General features: G+C 38.6%; 11 protein-coding genes. 5 read left to right on the forward strand and 6 right to left on the reverse strand.

What is annotated here, in order from left to right; all coding sequences use genetic code 11:
- Window positions 1-102: 102 nt before the first annotated feature.
- The 6 genes from H6G75_RS31835 to H6G75_RS31860 form a co-directional block, all read right to left on the reverse strand.
- Window positions 103-1,374: a hypothetical protein gene (locus tag H6G75_RS31835; protein ID WP_190983864.1), complete on the reverse strand. Its 1,272-nt coding sequence runs from the start codon at window positions 1,372-1,374 to the stop codon at window positions 103-105.
- Between the two features lie 34 nt (window positions 1,375-1,408).
- Complete coding sequence (locus H6G75_RS31840) at window positions 1,409-2,608, reverse strand: hypothetical protein (RefSeq protein WP_190983865.1); 1,200 nt, start codon at window positions 2,606-2,608, stop codon at window positions 1,409-1,411.
- Between the two features lie 270 nt (window positions 2,609-2,878).
- The gene (gene mdh, locus H6G75_RS31845; RefSeq protein WP_190983866.1) at window positions 2,879-3,841 is read right to left on the reverse strand and encodes a malate dehydrogenase; all 963 of its coding nucleotides are present in this window, start codon (window positions 3,839-3,841) and stop codon (window positions 2,879-2,881) included.
- 519 nt (window positions 3,842-4,360) lie between these two features.
- Entirely contained in the window at window positions 4,361-4,645 is a 285-nt protein-coding gene (locus tag H6G75_RS31850) for a YiaA/YiaB family inner membrane protein (protein ID WP_190969305.1), read from the reverse strand.
- 289 nt (window positions 4,646-4,934) lie between these two features.
- Window positions 4,935-6,614, reverse strand: a complete 1,680-nt coding sequence (locus tag H6G75_RS31855; protein ID WP_313934927.1) for a DUF4335 domain-containing protein — start codon at window positions 6,612-6,614, stop codon at window positions 4,935-4,937.
- Window positions 6,562-7,167 (reverse strand): DUF3038 domain-containing protein, encoded by a 606-nt coding sequence (locus H6G75_RS31860; protein WP_062296578.1) that lies wholly within the window; start codon window positions 7,165-7,167, stop codon window positions 6,562-6,564. Before H6G75_RS31860 ends, H6G75_RS31855 begins: the two co-directional genes overlap by 53 nt.
- Before the next feature lie 500 nt (window positions 7,168-7,667).
- Here H6G75_RS31860 and H6G75_RS31865 point away from each other — a divergent pair, with 500 nt between their 5' ends.
- The 5 genes from H6G75_RS31865 to H6G75_RS31885 all read left to right on the forward strand — a co-directional run bounded on the left by H6G75_RS31865 (window position 7,668) and on the right by H6G75_RS31885 (window position 11,878).
- Complete coding sequence (locus H6G75_RS31865; protein ID WP_190983868.1) at window positions 7,668-8,444, forward strand: DUF6884 domain-containing protein; 777 nt, start codon at window positions 7,668-7,670, stop codon at window positions 8,442-8,444.
- A 218-nt stretch (window positions 8,445-8,662) separates the two neighbouring features.
- The gene (locus H6G75_RS31870) at window positions 8,663-9,331 is read left to right on the forward strand and encodes an RNA polymerase sigma factor (protein ID WP_190983869.1); all 669 of its coding nucleotides are present in this window, start codon (window positions 8,663-8,665) and stop codon (window positions 9,329-9,331) included.
- Window position 9,332: 1 nt separating this feature from the next.
- Window positions 9,333-9,983, forward strand: coding sequence for a hypothetical protein (locus H6G75_RS31875; RefSeq protein WP_190983870.1), 651 nt, complete (start codon window positions 9,333-9,335; stop codon window positions 9,981-9,983).
- A gap of 21 nt (window positions 9,984-10,004) precedes the next feature.
- Window positions 10,005-10,823: an ImmA/IrrE family metallo-endopeptidase gene (locus tag H6G75_RS31880; protein WP_242051720.1), complete on the forward strand. Its 819-nt coding sequence runs from the start codon at window positions 10,005-10,007 to the stop codon at window positions 10,821-10,823.
- Entirely contained in the window at window positions 10,814-11,878 is a 1,065-nt protein-coding gene (locus H6G75_RS31885) for a hypothetical protein (RefSeq protein ID WP_190983872.1), read from the forward strand. Before H6G75_RS31880 ends, H6G75_RS31885 begins: the two co-directional genes overlap by 10 nt.
- Window positions 11,879-12,137 lie beyond the last annotated feature (259 nt).

A 12,137-nucleotide genomic window follows, 5' to 3' on the forward strand; every position in this document is an offset into this window, starting at 1 on the left:
TCTATAAATTCTTGTAGTTCTATGATCGCGGCTTGTAGATGCTGACTTATCATTGTTCGCTGTTAGACAGATATCTTTCTCCGTATTATCTCGCAGTTTTTTTCAGAAATCAAATATGATTCCTATATCTCGATTACGAATGATTTTTTCTACAGTTGTATCTCTATTAGCTACTTGTAAAATACTTACGCTCTCTTTTACAAAAAATATCCATTGAGGTAAATTAATTGCTAGAGGATTACCAGAATATGTGAATAGCTTTAGTGCGTTTCCGCTAGATGAAATTGCATGTGCTAAAAACAGCATTTTATTCAGTTTTAGGTTAGATTTTATTTGATAAATCTCTTTATTTGCAATTGAGCTATGTAAATGATGTTGTATTTGCTCTGGCCTATATAAAGAAGAAAGATAGTAATAACCTCTAATGATTATTTCAATAACAGCTACAGGACTAGACATTGTAAGAAAGTGTCTTAAGTCATAACCATTTAAATACATCCACCTTGATATATCTGCAATATTTTTTGTATTTGAACTATAAGAACCAAATTGCATGATTTGAAGAAATGCCCATCCAGGAATAGGAACTCCCATCTTAGTACACATATCAGAAATGATATGACCCAACCAAATTAAAGGAGCAAATACTTTATCTTGTAAAGGTAGATCAAATGTCTTTACAATGTGTAGTTTACCGTTGATATCAAAGGCAGTCATACTACCATTAAGAATATCTAATGTTCCAAATATAAGCCCAAATAATGGATCATGACCAAGACTCAATAACCTATGACTTCTGGGGTTAAATCCTCGAATATTAGGATTAATACTCTGGTCATAAGACACTTTGCAATTATCTTCACACCACTGAAGAAATTGATTTAGTCTTCCTTCCTGATTAATTCCTAATGTTTTTAACCATTTTGTAAAACTGCTTCCGTCTTGCTGATATCTTCCTAAATAGTTGATATCATTGGGTATTTTTACAACTAAAAAATCAAGAAGAGTAGCAACTAAACCAGCTATACCAACTATTGCATAATCCAAATTGGATAATGGAGGGAGAATCTCTGGGTTTCTATAAATCTCTTCTTTTACCCTAGCGTCAACAAGCAGAGGATTATAGCTTAAGAAAAAATCATCATCCCATTGGAATCTGGATGTAGTAGTCAATTCCTCTGCGGTAGTTTCAATTATTCCTTTTAAATTAATGCCTGTGCTTTCTGCAATCTGAATAATTTCATCATCCAGGTGCATCAATTCATCTGACTCTTTCTCATGAATGTGATGAATTTTTTTAATCTTCAAATGAGCATCTGTCAATTCTTGAGCAGATGTTTTTAGCTCATCATTAAAATCAAATACAGATGACATATAATTCAATTCCTAAATAGGATGACATTAAAAATCATTGCTCATCGATACTCTTAAATATAATTCCTTTATCACTCGGATAAGGTCTTTGATGGTCATTATCACCTTTCCAAATTTCATCTGGTATTCTTGTGAATGCTTTACAACTTCTTGGTTTACCTACTTCAAAATTCTTATTTAAATGAAAACATTTAGAGCAAATTGGGCTAATAACATACTCATTGGTAAGTTTGGTATATGATGCTAATAAATCTTGATTTCTTTCTAAAGCCTTTTTCAAATAATCAATAGCTTGTTTTAAATTGTCTATCTTTTTACTATTTTTTTCTTTATCCAAAAGCAGCTTGTCAAGTTGATCCTCAAGAGAACGAATTGCTTGCCTTTGCTCTTTGATAATTTCTTGGGCTTTACGAATATCTTGTTGGGTATGCAAAATCTCTTTCATGACTACTTCTAGTTTTGCAGCTTGTGTCAGAGCAGCATCTGGAGATTGAGAAAATAAGGCACCAACACCCACACCAGCACTAGCACCAAGAATTGCACCACCACCTACAATAACTGCAAAACCTCCAGCCATTCCTAAACCACCTGCTGCTATTGCACCACCTCCAAGTGCAGCTAAAACTGCTGATACTGCTGCTGCACCAGATAGACCAGGCACTAGTATAGGTGCTAGTAAAGCTGCTATTGCTGGTGTAAAAAATGCTGCTAATATTGCTAGAGCAACAGCCCCAATTACACCTATAAACCAAGGATTCCAACCACCCTTAATTTCTTTAATCGCTTCGTTATAGTTAGATTTAAAACGTGTAACTAAGGATGAGTCTACATCTAATGTTCTCGCAAAATACTTTAACTTATTCGTAAGCTTATCTTCATCAGCTATTTTTAAATTCTTAAATTTTTCATCATTACTATTGCCAAGTGGATAATATGGTTTAAAGAGAATGACTTCTAACAACATCACATATAAATTTTGTTTGTTACTAAAATTATTTTTGGCACTTGTTGTAAGTAAGTCAAAATTTGTAATCAAATGAAAATCAAAATCCTTTTCTCCATTAATTTGACTTTTCAAAAAAAGCTCTGTAGACTCCTTCCACTGAGATAACCATTGCCGTTTTAATGACTTGATATTATAATCCGTCTCATATTCAATATCTGCTAATACCAAGTGATATTGATAACTAAACATAATCCTTGTTTGTTCGAGCGTTAAACCAAATTCCTGCATAGGTTCATCTCCTAATTCAAAAATAAAAAAGTAATATCAACTAAATTCAAGATTGTATGAAGTCTAGGCTCATCAGGTGGATTTGTTCTTGTTAAAATTTGATGCTTTTATATTTTTAATGTATTTAAGCAGTTAAAAATAACCGCGTAATTGCTGAATATTCCAGAAAAATAGCTAATATAAAAAACGCCACTATGAATATAGAGACGGGTGGATATATGTCAATCAAATTACATTTATTAAACTGTAATCATGGAAGAAACTCAATTATTACTTCACTGCTAGAATTTCTTGCGATCGCTCGATATTTTTCCGCACAGATTGAGCAGAATTATGCAACGCTGCTATTTCACTTTCACTTAAACTTAATTCCAAAATACTTTCAATTCCACCGCAGCCTAAGCGACAAGGCACACCAATTACCACATCTTTTAAACCATATTCACCTTCTAAATAAGCCGCAATTGGTAACAGCCGCGATTGATTTAATAAGATTGACTCAACCATCATACTTGTCGCCGATGCAGGGGCAAAAAATGCGCCACCTGTTTGAATTAATTCAACAATTTCTGCACCACCATTGCGGGTTCTTGCTATTAAACTTTCAATGGTAGCTGCATCTAATAATTCTGTAATGGGAATGCCGTTAACTGTGGCATAACGAGATAGTGGAACCATTAAATCGCCGTGGCTTCCTAATACCATCGCCTTCACATCCGCAGGTAAAACACCCAATTCTAAAGCAATGAAAGTTTCAAAGCGGGCTGAGTCTAGCACACCAGCCATACCCATAATGCGATCGCGTGGTAAACCTGTGGCTTGCCAAGCTAAATAAGTCATTACGTCTAAAGGGTTGGTGACGATAATAAAAATTGCATTGGGCGAATGTGCGATCGCATTTTTCGCGGCTTCGACGACAATCTTGGCATTAGTTTTCAGCAAATCATCCCGACTCATTCCCGGTTTACGCGGTAGCCCAGCCGTAATCACCACAATTTCAGAATTAGCCGTATCAGCATAATTATTCGTCCCGATAATCTGGCGGTTATGCAGTTCTATTCCTCTAGCTTCCATTAAATCCAGTGCCAAACCTTGCGGCATACCCTCAACAATATCGAGTAACACCACATCTGCTAAATTCTTCTCGGCAATGCGTTGGGCGAGAGTACTACCAACTCTACCAGCACCAACAATGGTGACGCGCGGTAAATGGCAAGAAATAGGGGAAAACATAATTTATTTTTTAATTTTAGGTTTGAGGTAATCCTAAAAATAAATTATTTAATTTATTTTTTCAACAATACTTTTCTCTATCTCACTCTTGGATGAACTGCGATCGCCAGTTTGTCACACCCAGTATTTTGCCAATATCTTAGCGCAGAAGTTCTATAAAAATTCAAAAGTCAGAACTGATAATCATCAATTCTGACTTCTGGATTATATATAGTAGTCGCTGATTGAGCATTAAGCGACTAGCCTCGAAGAGAGTCGAAATGCGTCTTCTAAATAATTATGTCCACCTACTTATTACCACGCTTTTTGCCTCAAACACTCAGAAGTTGTTTGAAAAGTGCTTAGTTGTGATTATTAGCATTCATTGATCCCCCCTAACCCTCCTTAAAAAGGGGGGAATACGTCAAAGTCCCCCTTTTTAAGGGGGATTTAGGGGGATCAAAAATTTCTTGCTACCAACGAGAGGACTTTTAAAGCATTCTCTCAATTCTCAATAAATCTACATCTAGAGAAGAGGAATTATTTGAAATTTAAAGAATCATGTTGTGATAATAATTTTTCCACTTTCGCCTCATCAATTCTTGCTGTTAATTTTTTAGCTTCATGCAAATCTCTGGTTGTTTTTGCCAAGGTAAAAGTTGAACCAACAGAAAAAGCTAAACCCATACCCATAAAGCCTTTTACCCAGTTATCCACGGGCAAATTCACAATCCCAAAGCTAGTCATAGAAACAGAAAGCATAAAAGCAGCCCATGTTTGAATAATCCAAGCTGTACTATCTTTTTGTGAACTTAGTTGCTGCATATTTCCGCCCGATAAATTCAAAAACTTCTAGCAATAGCAAAGGTAATTAGGATATTTGGAAATGAGACAAACTAGACAGAAAATAAATTTTAATTCTGTTCCCTGTAACCTGTCCCCTGTAACCTGCTATAGTAGCGATATTATTAATTGGTATAGTCAATTACAACAATAAAATAACCACTTTGATAACTGGACTGTAAAAAGTTAACTAAAAAGTCCCTAAATAAAAGAATAACTGGTACATAGTTTTGTACCAGTTAGATAAATGGCATAAAGTCGGGGAATTTAATTATTCAGATTCTGAAAATGTTTGTACCTTACCATCAGGACTGAACACAACTCGAATTCTGATATTTTGACCAGATTTATTACCAGAAACAAAAGGCTTACCAATTGCGGGTATGCCTGTATTATCAATAAACTCTCTTGCTGGTTTATTCAAAGGTAAAATTCTTGCTAGAGAACCATCCACATCCACAGTCAAGCTGTATTCTAATGTTTGTGTTAATCCCGCAGGTGGTTGCCAACGCTTCTGAAAGAAACTTCTAGCTTCTGCTATTTGGGTTGTGTCAAATATTGTGCTGTTAGTAGCCACATTAGGAGGTGTAGCAGTTTGCGGAGTATCACCCAATCTATCAACAAATGGATTATTATCTGCTGCTGAAGGTGGTAGAGAAGAAGTGATTTTTTCTCCTAGTTGCTGATTAGTTGGTGAGTACTCAGGAGAAAGATTATTGCCCCGGTTGTTATTGGGTATAGTTGCCAATGGTGGCGGCACAATTGACGGGATACTACTAGATGATAAATTATCCGCCCCGGAAGACAGACGTGGAGGTAAACTTCGCTTTTGAGGTAAATTAATTTCACCCTGAGTAATGGACGGTGCAGGGTTCAGCGCAATTTGTTGACCAGAGATTGTTGTTGATGTGGTACTTGGGAGATTATTCTTGGTGCTAATGCTTGCTTGGGGTATATTCAGCCCAGTTTTGGAAGATGTTGATGGTACACCGAGGGAGGTGGCGGAGTTAGCCGAAGAAATACTCGCCCCAGGAGGGATGACAGGTTGCGCTGGCAAACGAGAAGTTGGCAGAGGCAGAGTAGAATCGATGGGTGGTAGTGTGGGTAAATTATCTGGAGATGCCAGTCCAGGTAACGGTGTACTCAAGTTAGCTGATGGTGCAGGTGCTAAAGCCACATCAGACTCTTGGGAAGTAGTTTTGTTGGCTGTTGTCGGCTGATTTTGCCGATAATAATTAGCGTATTGTAAAGTAATTGGCAACAAACCAACACTTAAAACTAAAACTGCGGCTACAGGGGCCCAAGTTGGGAAGCGGAGAACAGAATTATTATTATTCAGAGATGGTAACGCCATCACATCAGCTGAGTATTCATCCAAAGCTGAGGCTAAATCATAAAGTTGCAAGAGACTGAGTTGCACCAATGGGCTAGAGGCTTGACCGGACAAAGAACCAAGATGTAATTTGTGAGTTAAAGAACTGCCCGGTTCTAAATAGATTTTGCTTCTGGGGATATCTGAGGCGAAAGATTTTAAAGTCTGTGTAGATAAAGCCGATGGGGCTGAATCATCAGATGTTGTAATTGCATCGGCAAAGTCAGAAAAATCCAGCGAAAAACTTTCTGGCGACTGTTGGAGGAATTGCTGCACATAGCTGGTGACGGCATCACATAAAGCTTCGAGTTGGTCGCGATCGCCCCGAATTACAACCCTGCGTTCTTCTGGTAGTCGTGGATCGTCAATGCGTAACTCAAAGCTGAGTTGCTTAATTACAGTTTTCCCCATCCAACGGGACAAAGGCGAACTTTGTGCCAATACTTCGAGTGTGCAAGTGGGGGGTGTGTAGCGACGAATGACAGAATTTAATACAGGCATGGCAGAAACTGCAAAGGAGACGTTTTCAATATTTTGCGGAATGGTCGATGAGTGCGAGCCAGAGACGGCGGTGTCCACCAGGGGCGCTGTAAAACAACAAGTTTACAAGCAATTTAAGTGCTAGGTGGGTGAGTAATTCCGTTGAGATTTGGTCATCCTCTTCCATTCGCTCTTGGTAGGTGTTGCAAAAAGCATCAATGTAATCTCCAAGTAAAGCAGCCTGATGAGGTTCCCGGTTATTTTCCGCCATTTGCTCTAGTAACCCAACAGCACGACGAATTAGTTCTTGGTGCTGTTTGGCGAGATAGCAGATGATTAAAACAAGCGATCGCGCTTCTTCTACATCTAGCTTTTTTCGCCCTCCTTGACCTTTGCGTAGGGGATTTGACTGCCGTAGCCGCCATAAAGCTACGCGGTCTGGCACTCTTGACTCTAAATTTAGGTTAACTGCCGCCGAGAGCATAGCCTCAGAACCAATCCCAGTTAAGGTTTCTAGCGCCAACAGTACCAAGTCCAACTGAGTTTTGATATTGTCCCATTGAACTGTGTCTGGGGTTGGAAGCTTAATTAACTCCTCCCACTGAGAATTGGGTGTGGCTGAGTCGGCGGCCGAGTGCATAACTTTTAGCATAGGTGATCGGGCTGGTAGGGGCTGGTGCTGTTACCTATTTTGAAACCAGACTCTCTAAGATTTAAGTTGGTTTCCCATACATAAATTTTGGCTGGAACTAGCTTCTAGCTGGTTGAACTTTGGTAAACAGCAGTTGTCACTGTCTTACTCTACAAGATGAAAATTTATTTTCCATACACTTAGCAGAGGAGAAAATGATCTACCTCAGTAAAAATTTTCCTAGCCTCCATCACTGCTTCCGTATGAAGTATAAATCAATATCAAGAATAAATAATTGATGGCTCTGTGATGAATTGTACGCAGACAATAAAGTTATTTACTGGCTAAGGGTGAAAGTCTTATTCTTCCGTAGCCTATTTTCTCATAAAGTTCTTTACTAGAAGATAACTGCTACATAAGCTGCTCTGAGTTACAAACAATAAAGTTCTTTACTGTCACACAAGTATAAATGCTCATTCAGCTATGATGTAAATGCGATCGCCTCCTTTTGATTTACGAGAATGTTGTTTTCGAGCCATGAATGTACAAACACTACTCATCCCCACAAGTTATTAATTATTGCTTGTTCGCAACGCAAGCGTTCAGATCCTGGTTTGCTACCAGCAATCATTCGCTATGATGGCCCTAGTTTTTTTGTGCTGCGTCGTTTTTTGAGACAATGCATCTCAGAGCCGCCATCAATGGACGTATATATACTGTCAGCCGAGTTCGGTTTAATCTCGCAAAATCAATTGATACCGAATTATGATCGCAGGATGACGGCGAAAATAGCGCAGCAATTGCACTTAGGGGTCATCACTGAGCTAAAAAATATTGCAAATGCCCGACTCTACCAAGAAATGTTTATTTGCATTGGTAGAGATTATCTTCCAGCAATAAACGGCTACCAACATATATTCCCGGCTAACTTGAACATCGAAATCGCCTCTGGGAGTTTGGGCGGAAAGTTAAGCCAATTACATGATTGGTTATATGGTAAGCCACCAGAGATAAGCTGTGACCAGCCTAAATTTCTGAAATGCCACAAAAAAAATCAAATTCGGGGTATAAATGTCACACTTACTCCACAACAGGTGCTTGATGTTGCTTACCAGGCGTTGCAAGCAGGAAATCAGGAATTTACTCGATTTCAATCTTGGTATGTTGTCGTTGGTAATAATCGTGTAGCTCCGAAGTGGTTAGTCAGCCAACTCACTGGATTATCAGTTGGAGATTTTACTACCAAGGAAGCACTGCGATTGTTGTCACAGTTGGGCATTGTAGTCAAAAGAGTGTGAACTAATACTTATGTTCTAGTGCTGTTTTAAAAACATCAAAAAATTTTTTTTGATAGCTGTAAGAATTTACCGACCTAATGGCAATTCTATATTAGGAACGATATTCGGAGGATATTGAATGTGCATGGTGCGGTAATTTTTGTCGTTACCACTCTAATAATTTATCGCCTGGCTGGGAATCATATATCTATATCAGGGGTAATGTTGAGGAGGTCACATTGAAACGACAAGTTGAGCAATCTGTAGACCTACCCTACAACTCTGAGTTGCGACACAAACAGCAGTTGCTAAGTCAGGCAGTTGAGCAAGAGTGGCAATATCTTCAAAATACAATTCAAGCTTATGTGATTCGGGCGATAAGGGAGTCGGGTGATAAGTTGGGCAACAGTAGCAATCGCAATTTTACCGAAGCGGTAGCCAGGGAAATTTTTCATGAAACTGTTGCGACGGCACTAAAAATAGCTCAAAAATTTGATCCCAATCGTTCAGCTCGTTCTTGGTTATTGGGTATTGCAGCCAAAAGGATACTACGATGGCAACGTCAGCAAACCCAGCAAAATCTAAAAATTACACCTATTGCCGAACTCCCCTTAGCTCGCACAAAGCAACAAAATTCAGAAAGTCTTTCAGAAGAGGAAATATTAGGAATACTATACCAGTCATCAAATTCGTCTGACCCTGAAATGCTGGAATATTTGCTGTCATTGGTAAATGACGGTCATCGAGAAGTACTTAAATTAGCTTTTGTTGATGGTTTAGATGGAGAATCTTTAGCTGCTGCGTTAGGTACAACAAAAGGGGCAGCTTACACTAAAAAGCACCGTGCGATCGCACAGTTGCGTCAAGCTTATGCCCAAGTTAATAAGTCATCAGAGGAGGGCAGATAAGATGCAAAAACAAAATCAAAATCAGCAGCCCTACTCACGTGAAAAAGCTATCCATTTATATGTGCAAGCTTTAGACCAAGGTGACATGGAAGTAGTAGCTCAAATACTTGATGCCGCTTGCGATGACCCAAAATTAGAACAAATTATTACGGAAATTAATTTAGCCTACCAAGAAGAAGAACAGCTAACGCCTATCGCTACCGATGCAGAAATTATTAGAAATTTACTTCACAAGCATCTCCATAGCGCATTTGAAAATCTTCAAGAAGATGAAAAACCTTTAATTTTTGAAGATGAAGAAGAGAAACCACTAACAGTTGGCGATGTTGTTAAGCGTTTGCAAGATATCAATCGCGTACCGTCAGCAGATAAAGACATTATTAGTAAATTAATTGAAAGTTCTGTACCAGTACCAGTCAAGCTCAGTATTCAAGCTGTTAGGCAACTAGTGGTCAAATTAGGAATTAATACAAGTGAGCGATTCTTGGATATGTTTCGAGATACCGCAATAACTTTAGCGATGGGACGTAGCCATAATAGGGCGCAATTAGCAGCTGCCCGCGAACAAAAAAGTAGATATAAATCTACATCAAATAATCCTCAATCATTAGAAGAAAAAGTCAAAAACAATACTGAGGTTGATAAAACATAGATGATACTAGAACATCGCCGGATGGCAATTTCTCAAGCTGTAGAACAGGCATATCAAGAAGCTGGACTGGAGTTAGTAAATCTTAAACCTGGTGTTGTACCTCTGTATGAACTGATTAAGGCTTACCCAATCAGGGTAGCAGAAATCAAAGATATGACCATTCAAAGTATTTCCGACTTCTTAGAAGTGGAAACAGGACAAAAACTCCTTTTTACCGATAATGAAAACGAAAATTTAAAGCTAGCAGGATACTTGTATTTACAAGAATATCAAAGCCATTTTTACGGCTGTATTTTAGTAGAAAAAAAGCCACATTTAGCACCGATATCACGCCGAAGATTTTCAGCCGCCCACGAATTAGGGCATTATTTATTACACTTTCTTCCTTTGCTTCAAAATCATCACACTAGTAGTTTGACTGAACCTTTGATTTTAACAGAGGGATTATATATTAAAAAGGAAAATGAAAAGGATGATGTTGATGAGGAAGATATACAAGAAGAACAGGAAAAATCAACTGCACAATTTACTTGTACAAATGGCATAAAAGCAGCGATGGATAACCTGGGAATAGATGAGAAAGAAATGGAAGAAGAAGCTGACCAATTTGCTGCTGAACTTTTAATACCAACCTCGGCTTGTTTCGCATTGGCTAAGAAGTTTCATGGTCGTTTTGGAAAGACTAGGAAAGTTTTAGCAAAACGATTATCTAGCGAATTTTTAGTGAGCCAAAAAGCAATGGAACGAAGATTACAAGATTTAGATTTACCAGAAAAACTATTAAATTCTAGTTTAGAAAGCACTAAGCAATGGGAGGCATCTATTTATAAATGGGATTAGATTTTATTAAAAACTATAGTGGCTGTCGTCTCGAACAATATGATGCACAGTTTCCTTTATTGGAAGAACAAACTGACGAAGATTTAGAGCTAATACCGGAAAGAGTTGATTTAGATTATGAGGTCAAACCCCGTGCAATTGATTGGGAACCTATCAGTTTAAGCACCCCGCACACTTGGAAGCCTAGCAACTGGCACGAAAAACCAAATCGTTTTGTTGATGGTAAAGATGTAGGAGAAACAGTAGCTTCGGTACGTTCTCCTAGCGGTCAGTTGGTTCCTATCCGCCTTTCTCAAATTGGCAGTATCAGTATGCGAGTAGAAAACGGAGAATGTCGGCGTGAATTTGAGGTTGTTGAACGTGTGGTATCGATGGCGGTAGACCTTTTTCCTTGGACAGAAGTGGAGAGTTTTGCTGCTGCTTTACAAGACAATGGATTTCGTTTACTACCAGTTCGCCCTCCTAATGGGACATCCTCATACGATTTTGAAATCATGCGAAAGCGAACTCAAAATCGTTCAAATACGGAAATGGAAACCTTGGAAGAAACCGCAATTTCCCATAGTTGTGGTGAACCAACAGTGATAGATGGGCGGCTGCAACCAAGAATAAGGATGGGAGGTTTTGACATTGATGAATCACCAGTTTTCGGTGTGATTAAAACCCAGCGTCAAAACTACTTACATATCAAAGGAATACAGGTTCTCTATCAGTTGGAAACTGGTCAGCGTACACCAGTATTTACTATTTCTAGAGGATGGCCATCAGTTGTATCTTGGTTTATCCGCCTTTCTGGACGGGGTGGTGGAACTCCCAGCACGGGAATAGTGCGGGTGGAAGCATCACAAAGCTGGTTTGAGAAGTATCACAGACATAATTGGGATTTTGTAGATCAATTATCCCGAACTATATATGAATACCGTTGTCGAGAGCGCAGTTATGGACGTGCTGCTATTTCTCTACACCCAATCGTCCGAGCCGAAGAAAGTTTAGGTTCGCTTTTCCAACCATTGAGTATCTTATCCAATCGTTTTTACCATTTAGTCCAGTTATAAAGTATAAAATTAAACGCTAAATATGACTAATACAGTATCCAATACAGAGCCTGATGTTAACGGGAACGGCTCCCATACAGTTATACCTAACGCTGTTCAAGCGAATAGCACAGGAAATACAAATACATCAGCTATAGGAATCATATTTGATTTCTGAAAAAAACTGCGAGATAATACGGAGAAAGATATCTGTCTAACAGCGAACAATGATAAGTCAGCATCTACAAGCCGCGATCATAGAACTACAAGAATTTATAGA

It is taken from the genome of Nostoc sp. FACHB-280 (assembly GCF_014697615.1).
Taxonomy (GTDB): Bacteria; Cyanobacteriota; Cyanobacteriia; order Cyanobacteriales; family Nostocaceae; genus Nostoc_B.

Bases quoted from the DNA above. Each gene is read 5' to 3' on its own strand.
- H6G75_RS31835 (WP_190983864.1), bottom strand. From the start codon at position 1,374: ATGTCATCTGTATTTGATTTTAATGATGAGCTAAAAACATCTGCTCAA.
- H6G75_RS31840 (WP_190983865.1), bottom strand. From the start codon at position 2,608: ATGCAGGAATTTGGTTTAACGCTCGAACAAACAAGGATTATGTTTAGT.
- mdh (WP_190983866.1), bottom strand. From the start codon at position 3,841: ATGTTTTCCCCTATTTCTTGCCATTTACCGCGCGTCACCATTGTTGGT.
- H6G75_RS31850 (WP_190969305.1), bottom strand. From the start codon at position 4,645: ATGCAGCAACTAAGTTCACAAAAAGATAGTACAGCTTGGATTATTCAA.
- H6G75_RS31860 (WP_062296578.1), bottom strand. From the start codon at position 7,167: ATGCTAAAAGTTATGCACTCGGCCGCCGACTCAGCCACACCCAATTCT.
- H6G75_RS31865 (WP_190983868.1), top strand. From the start codon at position 7,668: ATGTTGTTTTCGAGCCATGAATGTACAAACACTACTCATCCCCACAAG.
- H6G75_RS31875 (WP_190983870.1), top strand. From the start codon at position 9,333: ATGCAAAAACAAAATCAAAATCAGCAGCCCTACTCACGTGAAAAAGCT.
- H6G75_RS31880 (WP_242051720.1), top strand. From the start codon at position 10,005: ATGGCAATTTCTCAAGCTGTAGAACAGGCATATCAAGAAGCTGGACTG.
- H6G75_RS31885 (WP_190983872.1), top strand. From the start codon at position 10,814: ATGGGATTAGATTTTATTAAAAACTATAGTGGCTGTCGTCTCGAACAA.